General features: G+C 66.6%; 16 protein-coding genes. 10 read left to right on the top strand and 6 right to left on the bottom strand.

Annotation, left to right across the window (positions count from 1 at the left end; genetic code table 11):
* Nucleotides 1-60 precede the first annotated feature (60 nt).
* The 4 genes from MYCSM_RS26120 (at nucleotide 61) to MYCSM_RS26105 (ending at nucleotide 5,592) form a co-directional block, all read left to right on the top strand.
* Nucleotides 61-1,563, top strand: coding sequence for an aldehyde dehydrogenase family protein (locus MYCSM_RS26120; RefSeq protein ID WP_015309181.1), 1,503 nt, complete (start codon nucleotides 61-63; stop codon nucleotides 1,561-1,563).
* 111 nt (nucleotides 1,564-1,674) lie between these two features.
* Nucleotides 1,675-3,126: an APC family permease gene (locus MYCSM_RS26115; RefSeq protein ID WP_015309180.1), complete on the top strand. Its 1,452-nt coding sequence runs from the start codon at nucleotides 1,675-1,677 to the stop codon at nucleotides 3,124-3,126.
* Nucleotides 3,123-5,057 (top strand): primary-amine oxidase, encoded by a 1,935-nt coding sequence (locus tag MYCSM_RS26110; protein WP_015309179.1) that lies wholly within the window; start codon nucleotides 3,123-3,125, stop codon nucleotides 5,055-5,057. Before MYCSM_RS26115 ends, MYCSM_RS26110 begins: the two co-directional genes overlap by 4 nt.
* Nucleotides 5,058-5,184: 127 nt before the next feature.
* Nucleotides 5,185-5,592, top strand: a complete 408-nt coding sequence (locus MYCSM_RS26105; RefSeq protein ID WP_015309178.1) for a hypothetical protein — start codon at nucleotides 5,185-5,187, stop codon at nucleotides 5,590-5,592.
* On the opposite strand, the gene MYCSM_RS26100 is transcribed toward MYCSM_RS26105, so the two are convergent.
* Nucleotides 5,570-6,709, bottom strand: a complete 1,140-nt coding sequence (locus MYCSM_RS26100; RefSeq protein ID WP_015309177.1) for an FAD-dependent monooxygenase — start codon at nucleotides 6,707-6,709, stop codon at nucleotides 5,570-5,572. The two genes, MYCSM_RS26105 and MYCSM_RS26100, sit on opposite strands and share 23 nt — an antisense overlap.
* A 94-nt stretch (nucleotides 6,710-6,803) precedes the next feature.
* On the opposite strand from MYCSM_RS26100, the gene MYCSM_RS26095 reads away from it, so the two are divergent.
* Both MYCSM_RS26095 and MYCSM_RS26090 read left to right on the top strand, forming a co-directional pair.
* Entirely contained in the window at nucleotides 6,804-7,349 is a 546-nt protein-coding gene (locus MYCSM_RS26095; protein ID WP_015309176.1) for a TetR/AcrR family transcriptional regulator, read from the top strand.
* A 9-nt stretch (nucleotides 7,350-7,358) separates the two neighbouring features.
* Nucleotides 7,359-7,802, top strand: a complete 444-nt coding sequence (locus MYCSM_RS26090) for a hypothetical protein (protein ID WP_041312696.1) — start codon at nucleotides 7,359-7,361, stop codon at nucleotides 7,800-7,802.
* A gap of 6 nt (nucleotides 7,803-7,808) precedes the next feature.
* On the opposite strand, the gene MYCSM_RS26085 is transcribed toward MYCSM_RS26090, so the two are convergent.
* From MYCSM_RS26085 to MYCSM_RS26065, 5 genes are all read right to left on the bottom strand, one after another.
* Nucleotides 7,809-8,684, bottom strand: a complete 876-nt coding sequence (locus tag MYCSM_RS26085; protein WP_015309174.1) for an SMP-30/gluconolactonase/LRE family protein — start codon at nucleotides 8,682-8,684, stop codon at nucleotides 7,809-7,811.
* 56 nt (nucleotides 8,685-8,740) lie between these two features.
* Entirely contained in the window at nucleotides 8,741-9,379 is a 639-nt protein-coding gene (locus MYCSM_RS26080; protein WP_051073947.1) for a hypothetical protein, read from the bottom strand.
* A 69-nt stretch (nucleotides 9,380-9,448) separates the two neighbouring features.
* Nucleotides 9,449-10,147 (bottom strand): alpha/beta fold hydrolase, encoded by a 699-nt coding sequence (locus tag MYCSM_RS26075; protein ID WP_015309172.1) that lies wholly within the window; start codon nucleotides 10,145-10,147, stop codon nucleotides 9,449-9,451.
* The gene (locus MYCSM_RS26070) at nucleotides 10,144-11,613 is read right to left on the bottom strand and encodes a carboxyl transferase domain-containing protein (protein WP_015309171.1); all 1,470 of its coding nucleotides are present in this window, start codon (nucleotides 11,611-11,613) and stop codon (nucleotides 10,144-10,146) included. The genes MYCSM_RS26075 and MYCSM_RS26070 overlap by 4 nt, the downstream gene beginning before the upstream one ends.
* Nucleotides 11,614-11,641: 28 nt before the next feature.
* A complete protein-coding gene (locus MYCSM_RS26065; RefSeq protein WP_015309170.1) occupies nucleotides 11,642-12,613 on the bottom strand; it encodes an esterase family protein in 972 nt (323 codons plus the stop codon).
* A gap of 173 nt (nucleotides 12,614-12,786) precedes the next feature.
* On the opposite strand from MYCSM_RS26065, the gene MYCSM_RS26060 reads away from it, so the two are divergent.
* The 4 genes from MYCSM_RS26060 to MYCSM_RS26045 all read left to right on the top strand — a co-directional run bounded on the left by MYCSM_RS26060 (nucleotide 12,787) and on the right by MYCSM_RS26045 (nucleotide 18,852).
* Nucleotides 12,787-13,521 carry an enoyl-CoA hydratase gene (locus tag MYCSM_RS26060; protein ID WP_015309169.1) on the top strand — a complete coding sequence of 245 codons (735 nt, stop codon included), beginning with the start codon at nucleotides 12,787-12,789 and terminating at the stop codon, nucleotides 13,519-13,521.
* Complete coding sequence (locus MYCSM_RS26055; RefSeq protein ID WP_015309168.1) at nucleotides 13,521-14,633, top strand: MBL fold metallo-hydrolase; 1,113 nt, start codon at nucleotides 13,521-13,523, stop codon at nucleotides 14,631-14,633. The genes MYCSM_RS26060 and MYCSM_RS26055 overlap by 1 nt, the downstream gene beginning before the upstream one ends.
* A 254-nt stretch (nucleotides 14,634-14,887) precedes the next feature.
* The gene (locus MYCSM_RS26050; protein WP_015309167.1) at nucleotides 14,888-16,465 is read left to right on the top strand and encodes a serine hydrolase; all 1,578 of its coding nucleotides are present in this window, start codon (nucleotides 14,888-14,890) and stop codon (nucleotides 16,463-16,465) included.
* 5 nt (nucleotides 16,466-16,470) lie between these two features.
* Nucleotides 16,471-18,852: a cation-translocating P-type ATPase gene (locus MYCSM_RS26045; protein WP_085976639.1), complete on the top strand. Its 2,382-nt coding sequence runs from the start codon at nucleotides 16,471-16,473 to the stop codon at nucleotides 18,850-18,852.
* Nucleotides 18,853-18,856 lie beyond the last annotated feature (4 nt).

Here is an 18,856-nt window from a genome sequence, read left to right as displayed (position 1 = left end):
CGAATTCCCATTCGAAATAAGTAGTGACTTCACTCACAACACGGCGTTACTTTTGCCCGCATGACTATTGCCGCCGAAGCAACCAGGCTCGACCCGCGTGTGGTCGAATTCGTGTCGACGCCGAAGCAGATGTTCGTCGACGGACAGTGGGTCGACGCGCTCTCCGGCCGGCGCTTCGAAACCGTCGACCCCGCCACCGAAGAGGTGATCACCACGGTGCCGCACAGCGGCGTCGAGGACGTCGAAAAGGCCGTCAAAGCCGCGCGGCGCGCATTCGACGAGGGCCCGTGGCCGTCGCTCACCCCGGCCGAGCGCCAGCAGATCATCTGGCGCATCGCCGATGGCATCACCGCGCGCGCCGACCAGTTCGCGCAGCTGGAAACGCTCGACAACGGCAAGTCGGTGACCGTCGCCAAAGCCGTCGACGTGACGTGGGCCGCGGAGATCTTCTACTACTACGCCGGCTGGGCCACCAAGATCGAGGGCCGCACCATCCCGGTGTCGGTGCCGTGGGCGCCGGGCGGCCGGTTCCACGCCTTCACGCTGCGCGAGCCGGTCGGCGTGTGCGCGCAGATCATCCCCTGGAATTTCCCGCTGGTGATGGCGGCCTTCAAGGTCGCGCCAGCGCTTGCGTGCGGCAACACCGTGATCCTCAAGCCGGCCGAGCAGACACCGCTGACCGCGCTGCTGCTGGCCGAGGTCATCGCCGACGCCGGCGTACCGGACGGAGTTGTCAACGTGCTCACCGGATTCGGCGACATCGGTGCGGCGCTGTCCGCGCACTCCGACGTCGACAAGGTCGCGTTCACCGGGTCGACCGAGGTCGGCCGCAAGATCGTCAACGCCGCATCGGGCAACCTCAAGAAGGTCTCGCTGGAACTCGGCGGCAAGAGCCCGCAGGTCGTCTTCGCCGACGCCGACCTGGACGCGGCTATCCCCGGCGCTGCCAGTGGCTTCCTGTTCAACCACGGCCAGACCTGCACGGCCGGCACCCGGTTGCTCGTCGAGGACCGCATCTTCGACGAGTTCACCGAGGGCGTGGCCGATCTCGCACGGGCGCAGAAGATCGGCCCGGGACTGGACCCGACCAACGACATCGGCCCGCTGGTGTCGCGTGAACAGCTGACGAAGGTCACCGGATACCTCGATGCAGGCGTTCAACACGGCGCCCGGGCGCTGGCCGGCGGCGGCCGCCACGGCGACACGGGGTTCTACGTGCAGCCCAGCCTGCTGGTCAACGTGCGGCCCGACTTCAGCGTCTACCGCGAAGAGATCTTCGGGCCGGTCGCCGTCGCGATTCCGTTCAACCGCGACCAGGGCGTGCGCGCCGCCGCCAACGACACCCCGTACGGGCTGGCCGCCAGCGTGTGGACCCGCGACGTGTCGACGGCACATGCGGTCGCGGCGCAGATCAAGGCGGGCACGGTGTGGGTGAATTGCCATAACGCATTCGATACTGCCCTTCCATTCGGCGGCTACAAACAATCCGGCTGGGGCCGCGAACTCGGCGAGGGTGCGATCGCCGAATACACCCAAACGAAGGCCGTCAATATGGCCCTGTAACCAGAAATCGCGTCAAATGAGAATTCTCGCCCGAGCCATTCTCATTTCACTCATCGCAAGCTTCACGACGCCGCAACCCAAACCCATTCTCGAGACGAAAGCCTGATTGCCATGACAACCGATGCCCTCGCGTCCGGACCTCAGGTCCGCGACCGCGAACCCCACCGTCTCGCAGGCCGGCTCGGCCCAGCCGCGATCGTCTTCATGGTCGTAGCGGCCGCCGCACCGCTGACCGTCGTCGCAGGCACGTTCCCCATCGGGATCGCCGCGGGCAACGGCGCCGCTTATCCGGCGTCCTATCTGGTGTGCACCGTGATCCTGATCCTGTTCGCGGTCGGTTTCACCGCGATGGCCAGACACGTGCCTGGCGCAGGCGCCTTCTACACCTACGTCGGCCATGGTCTGGGTAGGCACATGGGGCTCGGCGCCGCGTTCCTCGCGCTGCTGTCCTACACCGCGGTGCAGGGCGGGGTCTACGGCTACATCGGCGCGGCGATCAATGAGCTCGTCACGTCGCACGGCGGCCCGTCGGTGCCGTGGTACGTATACGGGCTGGCGATGATGGCTGTCGTTGCGACACTGGGCTATCGGCACATCGAGCTGTCCGGCAAGGTGCTCGGTGTTCTGCTGATTTGTGAGGTCGGCATCGTGATGGTGATCAACCTCGCGGTGATCGGCCATGGCGGCGACAACGGGATCTCCACCGCCGCTTTCGATCCCGGCAAGTTCTTCACGGGTGCACCCGGCATCGCATTGATCTTCGCGCTGGCGGGTTACATCGGCTTCGAGGCCACCGCCGTCTTCCGCGACGAGGCACGCGACCCGGCGCGGACGATCCCGCGTGCGACGTATCTCGCGCTCCTCCTGATCGGCGGCTTCTATGCGCTGTCGAGTTGGGCGCTGGTCAGTGCGTGGGGAGATGACGGTGCAGTCAAGATGGCCACCGACAACCCCGAGGGCATGTTGACCGAGACCGCCACCCGCTACGTCGGATCGGTCGCCGGAGACCTGGTCCAGATCTTCTTGATCACGAGCCTCTTCGCTGCGCTGTTGTCATTCCACAATGTGCTTGCGCGCTATGTCTTTTCGCTCGGCAACACCGCCGCCCTGCCGTCGAGGTGCGGACGTAGCCACGTCAGGCACGCCTCACCACACGTTGCCTCGGCAGTGCAGACCGTCTCGGCGCTCGTCCTTGTGGTCGCGTCAGCGTTGGCCGGCCTGGATCCCGTCACGCAGGTGTTCGCCTGGTTCGTCGGGATCTCCTCGGTCGGCATCATCGCGCTGATGACACTGACCTCCGTCGCGGTCGTCGTGTACTTCCGCCGCAGCAGGGTCGACACCAGAACATGGCACACGCTCGTCGCGCCCGGCCTCGGATTGCTGGGTCTCGCGGCGCTACTCGTGCTGACCGCTGCCAATCTGCCGCTGCTCGTCGGCGGCTCGAGCACCACGGCCGCCGTGATCGGCGTGCTGTTGGTCGGCACGTTTGCAGGCGGCGCCGTACTGGCGGCGCTGCGTCCCCGCGCCGGCCGTCCTTCAATCGAAAAGGAGTACACCCGATGAGCACCGCCACCATCGAGACCGTCGACCAAACCGGCTCTGCTGCACCAGATCACCCGTTGACCCCGTTGACCGCCGACGAGATCCGCGCGGTGCGTCGCATCGTCGACGCACACGGCCTTCTTGGCGACAGCGTGCGGTTCGTCTACACCGCTCTCGACGAACCGCACAAAGGAACCGTGCTGGCCTTTACACCGGGCGACGCGATCGAGCGTCGCGCCCGAGTTCTTCTGCTGGACAGGGCAACCGGTTTCGGCACCGATCTCGTGGTGTCGATCACCGGCGACCGCGTCGTGACACAACAGTCGATCGACGCCGGAAAGGACGGTCACGTCCCGATCCTCGACCAGGAATTCGAGGACATCGAGGCGTTCCTGCTCGAGAGCTCCGAATGGCTCGAAGCCATGCGCAAGCGCAACCTGAATCCGACCGATGTGCGCGCTGTTCCGCTGTCGGCAGGCGTGTTCGGGCACGAGGACGAAGTAGGCCGCCGTGTGGTGCGTGTGCTGGCGTTCTACCAGTACGACAAGGCTGACCTGCCGTGGGCGCATCCCATCGACGGGGTGGTCGCCTACGTCGACCTCACCGCCCGCCGGGTGACGAAGGTGATCGACGAGTTCGACCTCGCGGTGCCCGCCGAACGAGGGGAGTGGGACGCCGAACCGCATGCGGTGCCAGCGCGCACCGACCTGAAGCCGATCGAGATCACCCAGCCCGACGGCCCGAGCTTCTCGGTCGACGGCAACCAGATCACTTGGGCGGATTGGACATTCAGGTTCGGTTTCGACATCCGCGAGGGCCTGACGCTGCATCAGATCGCGATCGGCGGTCGGCCGGTGGTCTACCGGGCGTCGATCGCCGAGATGGTGGTGCCCTACGCCGACCCGTCGCCGGTACGCTACTGGCAGAACTACTTCGACCAGGGCGAGTACTTGTTCGGCCGCTACACGAACTCGCTCGAGTTGGGGTGCGATTGCCTCGGCGAGATCAAATACTTCGACGTCACCATAGCCGACGAGCAGGGCGAGCCGAAGCTGCTCAAGAATGCGATCTGTCTGCACGAGGAGGACTTCGGCGTGCTGTGGAAGCACACCGACATGTTCAACGGCATGGCCGAGACCCGTCGCTCCCGGCGCCTCGTGATCTCGTTCTTCTTGACCATCGGCAACTACGACTACGGGTTCTACTGGTATCTGTACCTCGACGGCACGATCCAGCTCGAGGCGAAGGCGACCGGGATCGTGTTCACGTCGGCATACCGCGGAGCCGATGGGTTCGCCACCGAAATGGCACCCGGCCTTGGCGCACCCTTCCACCAGCATCTGTTCTCGGCGCGGCTGGATATGGCGGTCGATGGGAACGTCAATGTGGTCGAGGAGGTCGACGCCGTGCCCGTGCCGATGGGCCCGGACAACCCGTGGGGCAACGCATTCCGCGCGCAAAAGACGAAACTCCGGCGTGAGTCAGAGGCGCAGCGGGTGGCCGACAACCTCAAGGCCCGGGTATGGCACATCACCAACCCGACCAAGCAGAACCGGCTGGGGCAGGACGTCGGCTACGCGCTGTATCCCGAGGGCCAACCGGTGTTGCTCGCCGACCCGTCCAGTTCGATCGCCCAGCGTGCAGCGTTTGCCACCAAGCACCTCTGGGTCACGAAATACGATCCGGCCGAACGCTATTCGGCAGGGCAGTATGTCAACCAGCATCCGGGCGGCGCCGGCCTGCCCGCGTTCACCGCGGGTGATCGCAGCATCGACGGCGAGGACATCGTGGTGTGGCACACCTTCGGGCTGACGCACTTCCCCCGCCCGGAGGACTGGCCCGTGATGCCCGTCGACTACGCGGGCTTCAGGCTCAAGCCGCAGGGATTCTTCGACCGCAACCCGGCGCTGAACGTTCCCGCTGCTGAGACGGCCCACTGCTGCGAAGATTGAGAGTCGGACGCGCCGAAACGGCATTCCAGCTCGAGAAGTACGGGAAGAGGCGTGCCGGAATGCCGTTTCGCGGTCCAGGCGATGAGTTTCGCGCGTTCGATGTATCTACACCTGTATGAGGAGTGAGATGGTCACCGCCACGTCCGCCACCTTGGGGCGACGAGCGTGCGCGGTGCTCGCACTGAGTTCGGCGGTATTGCATGCGGCGATGCTGGGCCACGCGCCGAACGTGGTGGCAAGCGGTCTGTTGGCCGTGATGATCGCCGCGTGTGTGTACTGCGCGCGTGACCTTTGGCTGCGCGGAACGCTGCGGGCGTGGTGCGTGGTCGGATTGATGAACATCGCGATGATCGCGGTGCATCTGCCGATGCCGGCCCACCACCACGGCATGCACATGGGGCCGATGGCCCAGCAGTCGACGCTGATGGGTGCGGCAACGACGATCGCGGTGATCGAGGTGGCCGTCGCGATGGCGGTGCTCTACTACCGCACGCGTCGACACGCGCAGCTGGTCATCGGTTCACCAGCCCGCTGAGCCGCGTCGCCAGCGCATGCTGAACGGCGGGGATGCGGCCTGCGATGCCGATCGCCACGTTGCGGATCGGTCGTGCGGCCCGCGGCAGTGTGGCCAAACGCGTTAGCCGGTCGGTCATTTCGACGACCTGCTGTGCGATGGGTCGGCGTGCAGAGCTGTAGTCGTCGAGCACGCTGTCGGGAGCGCCGCCGAGGACTGCGGCCAGGGCATCGGCCAATGCGACCGCGTCCTGGATGCCGAGGTTCATGCCCTGTCCGCCTGCGGGGCTGTGCACATGTGCGGCATCGCCGGCCAGTAGGACGCGCCCGGCACGGTACGTGTCGGCGACCCGGTGGTGAATGCGGAAGCGCGAGCCCCAGATGACGTCGGTGACGACCATCCGGCCTGTGCCGAGGCCGCGGTCGTCGAGGAGCTGCTGGATGAACTCCGCCGATGGTTCGTCGGGCGCCTCGGTGACCGGAGCGACAATCCGGAAGATGTCGCCGGGCAGCGGCGCCACCACCGTCAGGCCGGCCTTCGCCCAGAACAAGATGACCTCGTCGGCCGGCGCCTCGCCGCGCAAGCGCACGTCGGCCAATGTGAACGACTCCTGATAGACGTCCCCTTCGAAGCCGATGCCTGCCTGCTCGCGCACGGTGCTGTGGATCCCGTCGGCGCCGACGACGTAGCGCGCGCTGATCACGTCGCCGTCGTCGAAGGTGGCCGTCGCGCCGTCGACGTCCTGCCGCACCGAAGCCACGGTCTTCGGCCGGATTACCGTGCCGCCCAGCTCGGTCAGCCGCTCGAGCAACAGCCGCTCGGTAGTCGCCTGCGGAACCATCAGGGAATACGGGAACTCCGTCGGCAGCACCGAGAAGTCGACCGGAATCAGCAGACGCCGCCCGTCGCGGATGGTGAAGCGGGGCGCTTGTATGCCCTCTTTGACGAGCCGCCGCGACACGTCGAGGCCATCGAGAACCTCGAGGGTTCGGGCGTTGACCACGGCGGCGCGGGACGCGTTGGCGCCCGCGGCCTGCGCGTCCACCACCGTCGTCGCCACTCCCTTGCTGACCAGCGACGCAGCCAGCGTCAGGCCGCTCGGGCCCGCGCCGACGACGAGGACATCGGTGTGGTACATGTTGTCTCCTTTTGAGCTATGCCAACGCTTGTTGGCATAGACTATGCGCCGCCGACGGCGCTTTGTCAACATTTGTTGGCCTACACTTGTTGGCATGCGCAGATCCTCAACAGAAACCAAGGCGGTGATTCTGGCCGCGGCCAAGCAGCGGTTCGCCGAGTCGGGATACGAACGAGCCACCATCCGGGCCATCGCGGCCGACGCGAACATCGATCCGTCGATGGTGATGCGCTACTTCGGCAACAAAGAGCAGTTGTTCGCCTCAGCGGCCGACTTCGACCTCGAGTTGCCGGATTTTTCCGAGGTCGATCAGCATCAGTTAGGTGTGAGTCTGGTGGCGTATTTCATGGATCGATGGGAGCGTGACGAGGCTCTCGTGGTGCTGCTGAGGTCAGCGACCACCAATCCCGAAGCGGCACAACGGATGCGAGAGATCTTCGCAAGCCAGCTGATGCCCGTGATCGCGAAGGTGAAGCCGAATGCGCCGGAACGCCGAGCGGGCTTGGTGGCGACACAGATGATCGGGCTGGCGATGTGCCGCTATGTTCTGCAGCTAGCACCTATCGCGGAGATGTCGCACGACGAGGTGATCGCCTGGCTTGGGCCGACGATTCAGCGTTACCTCGACGGGCCGCGATAATTGGAAGCGATGTGGACTCCGACTCTCGTCATGATCGCCATCACCACCCTTCTCGCCTGCGCCACGCTGGGTGGCGGACTCTACGAAGTCCTGGTCGTCGACCCGGTATGGCCCCAGCGGCCCGGCATCATCCAGGCCCGCAATGGCGGCGTCTCGCGGACGCGGTTCTGGGTGCCGGTGCACACGGCCTTCGAGGTCTTGCTGATAGTCACGCTCGCAGTGGCGTGGGGTGACGCCGACGTGCGTACCGCGCTGCTGGTGGCATTCGTCAGTCACGCGGTGATGCGGGTGTGGTCGCTGGTCGACTTCGTGCCCAAGGCCGTGGCCTTCGAGAAGGCCGACCCCGCGACCGTCGACGAGGCAGCCGCGGTCCGATGGACCCGTCGCAGCCTCTTGCGCATGCCGCTGGACTTGATCACGTGCGCAGCGATGATGGCGGCCCTCGCCGGTTAGTGCCCCCTACGGCCAGCCCACACCGGGCGCAGGCGCGTCGACGACGAGCACCTGCCCTGTTCGTGCGGCGAGGGCGCCCTCCACGCCATCGGCGCCTCGCCACTGCGCGGCCATCATGAAAAGCGTTCTGCGATCGGGTCCACCGAGCATCGCCGCGAATATCGCGCGGTCGTGTTCGATCCGCTGCAGCACCCTGCCGCCCTCTTCGACGCGGATGCACGCGCCTTCCGCGGCGTCGGCGTGGCCGGTGTGCGTGCGGGTATCGGCCGCTTGAGCCCAGACCGCCCCGTCGGCATCGAGGCAGATCCCGTCGGGTCCCACTTTGTCGGCCCACACCCGACGATTGGACAGACTGCCGTCGGCTTCGATGTCGAACGCAGTCAGGCGACCGGCGAAGGACTCGGAAATGATGAGGGTTGAGTTGTCGGGCGTGATCACCATCCCGTTCGGGAAGTCGATGTCGGTGGCGACGCGGCGTGCGGTCCCGTCGGGGGTGACGAGCGCGATGATCCCGGGCTCGGGCGGCGCACCGCCAAGGAAGTCGAAGGCGAAGCCGTTGACGTAGATGTTGCCGCGGCCGTCGACCACGATCTCATTCCAGTTTTGATCGGCGACGGCGCGAAGGTCGGCGTGCACCACCATCGCCCCGTCATGTTCCTGTCGCATCAGTTCTGGGCCGGTCACGAGAAGCCGGCCGTCCGGCAGCCAGTCGATCGACCAACCCAATCCGGGCGGCCCCTGCGCGACGACTTCGCTGCGTCCGTCCAGGTCGACCGCGACGACTTCGCCGGCGCCCCAGTGCGCGAACCAGAGCCGATCCTCGTGCCACCGCGGTGATTCCACATACGCAAGTCCGTCCAGCAGTACGCGAGGTGTGTTCATATGCCTATGACGAGTGGCGGACCGGCGAATCGACAGCGTCGCTCACCATCCCGCGGCTAGGCCTCGATCTCGCCGGCGATCCTGCGCTCGATGCTCGCCCGCGTCGCCGCCGGCAGCACGACGAGCCCGTCGAGTTCCTTCTGCGCCCGGGCGTACGCGTTCTGGCGCTCCTGCGGTGTCGCCCCGCCGTCTGACGCGAGCCGCAGCAGATGTTGCGCGCGCTCCAGCCGCTCCTGCGCCTCGACAGAGAAGTCGCTGCGCCGGCGCCGGATCGCCTCCGACTCCGCGACATCGAACGCGGCAACGTATTCGCCTACGGCGTCGCGATATTCGAGCTGAGCGTTGCGGTCGCCGAGGATGTCGTCGACGGCATCGGGGCGCAGCCAGTCAGCGCGGCTCCTGGCCTTGTGGAAGGCCATGGTCAGCGGGTCCCGCATGTCGGTCATCAGCGGGAAGTCCAACAGCTTGGCGATGTCGATTTCGTAGTCCAGCCACCGCGCGTCGGTGCGGTCATGGCGCTCGATGACCTTCGCCATCTCCCGTCGATATCCGGCTTCGTTGGTGCGGGCGCGGCCCGACGCCTCCGCGAGCGCCACCTTGGTTTCCTGCTTGATGCGATACCGCTCGAGCCGCCGCTGAGCGCGCCGTTCATTGGCCACTGCGACCGCTCGCACGGCCCCACCGATCGCACCCATGAACGGGAAGACCAGCCACCAGAAGTGGCCCGCGAACTCGAAGACAGGCGCCACAACGCCAGCATGCCATCAGCCGGAGTCGTTAGCGGAAATCGCCAGCGCAATGACTTCTGCCACCGCCTCTGGATCGCTAAGCATCCGGAGGTGATCCCAGTCGCGACGTGCAACCCACCAGCCCAGGCGCTGGGCCTTGTCAGCGGCGGCGTCGAAGGGCGCGCCCAGCCGGACGAACGCGCGCGAAACAGGTTCCGCGAACCGCGAGCGCGGCGCCGGCTCGTCGAAGTACGCAAGGGGCATTCGCGGTATCTCGGCGATCAGACGTCCACGCCGTGCCGCATCGGGCACCCAGTCCGCCAGCGCTCCCGGGGAAAACCATTCGTGGTACGGGGGTAGCACGCCGTGCACCGCGAGGCCACGCAGTTGCGCCTCCAGACCCGGCGGCGCGGTGTCGAACCAGCTGCGACCCGGTTGCGGCAGCATCGCGTCGACGAACACCGCGCCCGTCGTCCGCTCGCCGACGGCCTCGGCGATAGCCGGCAGCAGCGCGCCGCCCGCGCTGTGCCCGACGAGCACGACCGGATCGACGCCGCCGTCGACGGCTGCCGCGGCCGCCTTGGCGTACTTCGGGTAATACGGCGGCCCCGTCGTCGCCACACCCGTCAGGTCCGGCACGACGCAACCAAAGCCGTTCTGCTGCAACACTTCTGCAGCGTAGATCCACGTCGACGGTCCGGCTACCGGGCTGTGCACGAACAGCAGAGTGGTCACAGCCCGATCCGCCGGTAGCGCGCCAGCCGGGCGGCCAGCCTGTCGTCGTCGGGCATCGAGCGCAGCCCGGCTAGCTCGTTGGCGATCGTCGCAGACAACCGTCGCGTGAATTCCATGGGCTCGTCGGCCGCGTCGGGACGTTCGGGCACGATCGCGTCGACGATGCCGTGGCGCAGCAGGTCGGCAGACCGAATACCTTGCGCCGCAGCCAGTTCCGGGGCGTGGTCGACGTCCCGGAATACGATCGCGCTGGCCCCTTCCGGTGGCAGCGGCGCCAGCCAGCCGTGCAGAGCGGCCAGAACGCGGTCGGCAGGCACCATCGCCAATGCGGGCCCGCCGCTGCCCTGGCCAAGCAGCACCGACACGGTCGGCGTAGCCAAAGTGACGAGTTCAGCCACGCAGCGGGCGATTTCGCCTGCCAGTCCACCCTGCTCAGCCTCCGTAGACAGCGCGGGCCCTGCCGTGTCGATGACGAGCACCAGCGGTAGTTGCAGGCTGGCGGCCAAGGCCATGCCGCGGCGGGCCTCACGCAGCGCCGCCGGGCCGACCAACCCTCCAACCACGCGCTGTTGGCCGAGAACGACGGCGGGCTGACCTCCGAAGCGAGCCAGCGCCAGCAGCATCGTGGCGGCCTCGCCGCGTTCGGTACCCGATAGCAGCACCCGCTCAGTTGTGCCGTGCCGCAACAGATATCCGACGCCTGGCCGATCCGGACGTCGCGACGCTTCGACCGATGTCCACGCCGGCACGTCGGGCAATGGTCCAGCCTCGGGTCTGGCCGGCGGCGGCTCCGGCGCATCGGCCACCACCGTCAGAGTGCGGTCCAGCGTCGAGCGCAACGCCTCGAGCGGGACCACGCCATCGATGACGCCGTGCCGGTGCAGGTTCTCCGCGGTCTGGACGCCCGGCGGGAACGGCTCACCGTAAAGATGCTCGTAGACCCGCGGGCCGAGGAACCCGATGAGTGCACCCGGCTCGGCCGCGGTGACGTGCCCGAGCGACCCCCACGACGCGAACACCCCGCCGGTCGTCGGATGGCGCAGGTACACGAGATAGGGCAGATGTTGCTGCTTGTGCAGCTCGACGGCCGCCGCGATCTTGACCATTTGCAGGAACGCGACGGTGCCCTCCTGCATGCGGGTGCCGCCCGAACTCGGCGACGCCAGCAGCGGCAGACCCTCGGCCGTGGCCCATGCCACGGCGGCGGTGATCCGCTCGGCCGCGGCCACGCCGATCGACCCGGCCAGAAAGTCGAACTCGCAGGCCACCAGCGCGACGCGACGGCCGAACACGGTGCCCTCGCCGGTCACGACGGATTCATCGAGACCGGTCTTGGCCGATGCCTCGGCCAGCTCGCGCCGGTACGCCTCGTTCGCGTCGATCTCCAGCGGCGGGCTGTCCCAGCTGCGGAAAGAACCCTGGTCCAGCACGGCATCGCGCAGCTGCAGGGCACCGATGCGGCTCACCGCATGAGGCTAACCCGCGCGACGGGCCTCACCCGGTGCCGAGTACGCGCTGAAGGTCGGGCTTCATGGCTTGCAGTTGTGCGCCCCAGTAGCCCCAGCTGTGCGTGCCGTTGTCCGGGAAGTTGAACAAGCCGTTGTGTCCGCCAGCCGCCAGGTAGCGATCCTGAAAGGCGACGTTGCTTGCCCGGGTCAGGTTCTCCAGGAACTGGGCCGGGAAGTCCGCACCACCCAGTTCGCTCGGCGTCCCGTTGCCGCAGTAGACCCAGATGCGGGTGTTGTTGGCGACCAGCCTGCCGACGTTGACGGTTGGATCGTTGCGCGCCCACGCCTGATCTCCAGCTGGCCCCCACATCGCACCGGGGTCGAAGCCGCCGGAGTCGTGCATCGCAAAACCGACCAACGTCGGCCAGACGCCGTCGGACAGGTTCAAGAAGCCGGACAGCGAGCCGGCGTATCGGAAGTTCTCCGGATGCCACTCGGCAAGGGTCAACGCCGCATTGCCGCCCATGGAGAGGCCGACGATCGCGTTGCCGCTCGGGCTGATGCCTCGATTGGCCGCCAACCATGGCGGCAGTTCTTGCGTGAGGAAGGTCTCCCACTTGTACGTCCAGCTGCCCCCGTTGCCCACCGCCGGCCCATACCAGTCGGTGTAGAAGCTCGACATGCCGCCGACCGGCATCACAATCGACAGCCCGGATTGGTAGTACCAGTCGAATGCCTGGGTCTCGATGTCCCAGCCGTTCTGGTCATCTCGCGCACGAAGGCCGTCGAGCAGGTAGACGGCGTGGCGACCACCACCTTGGAACTCGACCTTGACATCGCGACCCATCGAAGCCGACGGCACCATCAGGTATTCGACCGGTAAGCCGGGCCTCGAGTACGCCGTGGCACTTGGCAAACCCCCGAAATAGCCGACCGGAACGGTCAACATCGCCGCGGCCGCCGCGACGATCAACATCCGTGGCGAGTACAGCCGCCGACTCCACCGTGTGCGAATCATGTTCGTGCCGCCCCTTCCCCCACCAGCCTGGTGAATAGCGACGCTGAGTACCCGGTACGAACCCGGGCAAACACGCCAGGGGCAAGTCCCTTGCGGTGTGCGCGTGCTCTGCCGCGATTGCCGGGCGTTGGTCACCCCCGTGGCCTGATCCCGGTGCCGCTAGGGTGAGCGCCATGATTGGTGTGACCCGCGACGGCCACGTGATGACCCTGGAAATGCAGCGTGCCGACCGGCGTAACGCGCTGAACAGCGCGCTCGTCGACGGTCTGCGCGAGGCGGTCGAGAAGGCCGCCGCCGAAGACATCCGGGCCATCGTGCTCACCGGCCAGGGCCATGTTTTCAGCGCGGGTGCGGATTTGTCCGACCCTTCGGGTGTGGCCGAGGAGCTGCCAGAGAAGGCCAAGGCGTTGAACCTGGCCATCGACGCAGCCCCGGTCCCGGTCATCGGCGCAATCAATGGACCCGCGATCGGGGCGGGCGTCATCCTATCCATGATCTGCGATCTGCGCGTCGTCGCGCCCGACGCCTACTTCCAGTTCCCGGTAGCGAAATATGGTCTGGCGCTGGATAACTGGAGCATTCGTCGGCTGACGTCACTGGTCGGGGCAGGCCGGGCCAGGGGCATGCTGTTCGCCGCGGAACGGCTCACCGCGGACGTCGCGCTGCAGACCGGCATGGCCAACCGCATCGGCACGCTGGCCGACGCACAGGCGTGGGCCGCCGAGATCGCGGGCTTCGCACCGCTTGCGCTGCAGCACGCCAAGCGCGTGCTCAACGACGACGGCGCCTACGAGGAACAGTGGCCCGAGCACAAAGAGCTGTTCGACAGGGCATGGGCGTCTCAGGACGTCATCGAGGCACAGGTCGCCCGCATCGAGAAGCGACCGCCGAGGTTCCAGGGGGCCTGATGGTGGTGCGCGCGGCCTTGCGTTTCGGGTTCGGCACGGCGTCCGTGCTGGCCGGAAGTTGGCTGTTGCGCGCGATGCACGGTGCGCCCGCTGCGCTAGGAGCGTCGCCCGCCGAGATCGAGACGGTGGCGCGTCGATCACCGAACTTCCGTGAGGGCGCCTTCGTCAACGTCGATCCTGCGTCGGGCATCAGCCTCGACCGGGAGGAGCAACGGCGGATCATCTGGGAACTGATCGGCTCGCGCGGCAAGTCTCGGCCGCCAGGACCGATACCGATCGTCGAGCCGGCGCCCGCCGATCCCGCCGCTGAGCTCTCGGTGTGCTGGTTCGGCCACTCGTCGGCGCTGATCGAGGTCGACGGCTACCGGGTGCTCGCGGATCCGATCTGGAGTCGCCGCTGCTCGCCCTCGCAGACCGTGGGGCCCGAGCGGTTGCACGAGGTGCCCGCGCCGCTGGAGTCGCTGTCCGCGGTCGATGCGGTGGTGATCAGCCATGACCACTACGACCACCTCGACGTGGAGACGATTCTCGGCCTTGCTCGCACTCAGCGGTCGCCGTTCGTCGTGCCGCTCGGAGTCGGCGCGCACCTGCGCAAGTGGGGGATTCCGGAGAGCCGCATCGTCGAACTCGACTGGAACGAAAGCCACACGATCGGGGACCTGACGCTGGTCTGCACGCCTGCCCGGCACTTCTCGGGGCGGCTGTTCACCCGCGACACGACGCTGTGGGCGTCGTGGGTGATCGCCGGGCCAGCGCACCGCGCGTTCTTCGGCGGTGACACCGGCTACACCAAGAGCTTCGCCGAAATCGGTTTGGACCACGGGCCTTTCGACCTGACCCTGTTGCCGATCGGCGCGTATCACCCCGCGTGGCCCGACATCCATATGAACCCCGAGGAAGCGGTCCGCGCGCATCTGGATGTCGCGGAGGCCGACAAGGGGCTGTTGGTTCCGATCCACTGGGCGACGTTCCGCTTGGCCCCGCATCCGTGGGCGGAGCCGGTCGAACGGCTGTTGCGGGCCGCGGATTCCGCCAGCGTGCATGTGGTCGTGCCAAAGCCTGGGCAGCGCGTCGATCCCGAGACGTCGGTCGACGCGTGGTGGCAGCTGTAACCGGTTGTTCTGCCGACGCCGCGACAGCGGCAGTTCCCGCACCGACGGTCGAAATCGACGTTAGCGTGCTTTGGTCTCGGGCCTGTTCGCGCGACCGTCGAACTCGACGAGGACTCTTGCACGCGGCGCAAGCAGACAGCTCTCACCCGTCACATCCCCACCGCGGCCACTGCGAAATCACTTTTGGGAACCGTCATTGCCTGGGAGTTACGTAAAACGCCGCTGTAGGGCGGCCAACCGTTACGGTGCAACCTATGAACGCACTGGCCAGAGCGACCGTTGCCGCGCTTGTGCTGGCACTCATCTCAGGCTGCGACACCAAACCGGCGGAACCTGCGCCACCGCCGACGGCACAGACGCTGTCCGACATGCCGCCTCCGTTGGTGCCCGCGATGCCGCTGCCGGACAATGCCATCGACAATGCGGTGGCCAAGCTCGACGGCATCGTCGCCGACTTGATGAAGAAGTCCGGCATACCCGGGATGGCCGTCGCGGTGGTGCATGGCGGGAAAACGGTGTACGTCAAGGGCTTCGGCGTCAAAGACGTGCGAACTGGTGACAAGATCGACCCCGACACCGTGTTCCAGCTGGCGTCGCTGTCCAAGCCGTTGAGCGGGACCGTCGTCGCTCAGCAGGTGGGCGCCAACGCGATTGGCTGGGACACGCCTGTGGCGGCGAAGCTGCCGTGGTTCGCGCTGTCGAATCCCGCCGTCACGCAGATGGCCACCGTCGGGGACATGTTCTCGCATCGCTCCGGACTACCCGACCATGCGGGCGACATGCTCGAGGACCTCGGCTATGACCGGCGATATGTACTCGAGCGCCTGCGACAGCTACCGCTCGACCCCTTCCGAATTTCCTACGCCTACACCAACTTTGGCCTGACGGCCGGGGCTGAAGCCGTCGCGGTGAGCGCGGGTAAATCCTGGGAGGATCTTGCCGACGAGGCGGTGCTGCGCCCGCTGGGGATGACGTCGACGAGCTTCCGGTTCGCAGACTATGAAGCCCGACCGGATCGCGCCATCGGCCATATTCATGTCGACGGCCGTTATGAACCGCTCTACGTTCGCAACGCCGACCCCGAATCGCCCGCAGGTGGTGCGAGTTCGTCGCTCAACGACATGACGCGGTGGCTGACAATGGTGCTGGCCAACGGCAGCCATGATGGCAAGCAGATCGTCGACCCGAAGGCGTTGTTGCCTGCGGTGACGCCGCAGATCGTGGCGAGTCCCGCAAGCGAGCCCGCGATGCGGTCGGGCTTCTACGGCTACGGATTCAACGTCGGCACGACGTCGGCCGCTCGGATGTCGCTGAGTCACTCCGGTGGTTTCGAACTCGGCGCGGCCACCAACTTCGTGATCGTGCCGTCGGCGGACGTGGCGATCGTCGCGCTGACCAACGCAACGCCATCCGGCGTACCCGAATCCGTGACCGCCGAATTCGCCGACCTGGTGCAATTCGGCGAGGTGCGCGAGGACTGGTACAAGCTCTACGGCGACATCTTCAAACAGATGGAGCGGCCGGCGGGCTCGCTGGTCGGGCAGAAGCCACCACCCAATCCTGCGCCCCCTGCGCCCTTCGCGTCTTATGTCGGCACCTACCACAACGATTACTGGGGCCCCGCGCGGGTCACCGAGAAGGATGGCAGGCTGCACCTCGCGATCGGAACCAAACTTGATGTGCCACTGGATCATTGGGACGGCGACGTCTTCACCTACGCGTGGGTCTCGGAGAACTCCCCGCCAGGATCGGTGTCCAAAGCGACGTTCGACGGTAACAAGCTCACGCTGGAGTACTACGACGATGGCAAGAACGGGACGTTTACCAAGTGACCACCCTGCCGGGTGTTGCAGCGACGGGCCTGACCGATGTCGAGGTCGCCCAGCGAGTAGCCGACGGCAAGACCAACGATGTGCCGATCCGTGCGGCGCGCAGCATGTCCGACATCGTCCGGGCCAACGTCTTCACCCGCATCAACGCGATCTTGGGGGTGCTGCTGATCATCGTGCTGTCCACGGGCTCGGTGATCAACGGCTTGTTCGGCCTGCTCATCATCGCCAACAGTGCGATCGGCATCATCCAGGAGCTGCGCGCCAAGCAGACACTCGATAGGCTCGCCATCGTCGGGCAGGCGAAACCCTTGGTGCGCAGGCAATCCGGCCCCGTGGCGCTCCTGCCCAGTGAGGTCGTCCTCGACGACGTCATCTCGATTGGACCGGGTGATCAGATCGTCGTCGACGGTGAAGTGCTCGAGGAGAACAACCTCGAGGTCGACGAATCGCTGCTGACCGGTGAGGCGGATTCGGTCGCCAAAGATGCTGGCGACACCGTGATGTCGGGCAGCTTCGTCGTCGCGGGCAGTGGCGCGTACCGGGCCACGAAGGTCGGCCGTGAGGCGTACGCCGCCAAGCTGTCCGAAGAAGCCAGCAAGTTCACGCTGGTGAATTCCGAACTGCGCAGCGGTATCAACAAAATACTGCAGTTCATCACCTATCTACTATGGCCTGCCGGCCTCCTGACCATCTACACCCAGCTGTTCACCACCGATGTCGGCTGGCGGCGGGCGGTGCTCGCGATGGTCGGCGCGCTCGTCCCGATGGTGCCCGAGGGGCTGGTGCTGATGACGTCGATCGCGTTCGCCGTCGGGGTGATCCGGCTCGGCCGTCGGCAGTGCCTCGTCAACGAGTTGCCTGCGATCGAGGGCCTGGCCCGCGTCGACGTGGTGTGTGCCGATAAGACGGGCACGCTCACCGAAAACGGTATGCGGGTATCGGATCTCAAGCCGCTGACGGAAGCGGCCGTCGGCGACATCTTGGCGCAACTCGCCTCCGACGACCCCCGGCCGAACGCCAGCGTGCAGGCCATCGCCGAGGCCTACAAGATGCCACCCGGGTGGACGGCGACGGCGACCGCGCCGTTCAAGTCGGCGACCAAATGGAGTGGCGCGTCGTACGGCGAACACGGTAACTGGGTGATCGGGGCACCCGACGTGTTGCTCGCGCCGGAGTCGACGGTGGCCGAACAGGCCGAGCAGATCGGGTCGCTGGGCCTGCGGGTGTTGCTGCTCGGTTCGAGTGACCTACCGGTCGACAGGTCCGACGCACCCGGCACCGTCACGCCGGTGGCTCTGGTGGTGCTCGAGCAGCGCGTCCGACCCGACGCCCGCGATACGCTGGATTACTTTGCCTCGCAGAATGTTTCGGTCAAGGTCATCTCTGGCGACAACGCGGTGTCGGTGGGCGCCGTCGCAGGCTCGCTCGGCCTTGCAGGTGAGACGATGGACGCCCGCCAACTGCCCCACGGGAACGACGAACTGGCCGATACTCTCGAGGAGTACACGACATTCGGCAGGGTGCGTCCGGACCAGAAGCGGGCCATGGTGCACGCGCTGCAGTCCCGGGGGCACACGGTCGCGATGACCGGTGACGGCGTCAACGACGTGCTGGCACTCAAGGATGCCGACATCGGCGTCGCGATGGGGTCCGGCAGCTCCGCGTCCCGGGCGGTCGCCCAGATTGTGTTGTTGGACAACAAGTTCGCGACGCTGCCTTACGTCGTCGGCGAGGGCCGCAGGGTGATCGGCAACATCGAGCGTGTCTCCAATCTGTTCCTCACCAAGACCGTGTACTCGGTGCTGCTCGCGATCCTGGTGGGGCTAACAGGCCTCGCGTCCAAGATCTTTGGGACCAATCCGCTGCTGTTCCCGTTCCAGCCAATCCACGTGACGATCGCGGCCTGGTTCACCATCGGCATTCCCGCGTTCGTCCTGTCGCTGGCGCCGAACACCGAACGGGCGCACACCGGCTTCGTGCGCCGGGTGATGGCGGCGGCGCTCCCGTCCGGCCTCGTGGTCGGGATCGCGACATTCGTGTCGTACCTGGTGGCATATCAGGGCCGCGAAGCCACCGCGGTTCAGCAGACGCAGGCGTCGACCGCGGCGCTGATCACGCTGTTGCTCACCGCGGTGTGGGTGCTGGCCGTGGTGGCGCGACCGTACGAGTGGTGGCGCGTCGCCCTGGTAGCAATGTCGGGCCTCGCCTACGTGGTGATCTTCGCCATTCCGGCGGCGCAGAAGACGTTCCTGCTCGACCCGTCCAACATCGCGATGACGTCGATTGCGGTGGGTATCGGCCTGATCGGCGCCGCGATTATCGAGGTCATCTGGTGGGTACAAGGTGCGATGTTGGGCGAACGACGCCGCTTGTGGCGAGCTAGTTAGGGTG

The sequence above is a fragment of the Mycobacterium sp. JS623 genome (assembly GCF_000328565.1).
Classification (GTDB): Bacteria; Actinomycetota; Actinomycetes; order Mycobacteriales; family Mycobacteriaceae; genus Mycobacterium.
Note: the sequence above shows the minus strand (reverse complement) of the source record. Positions and strands in the feature narration are given on the sequence as shown.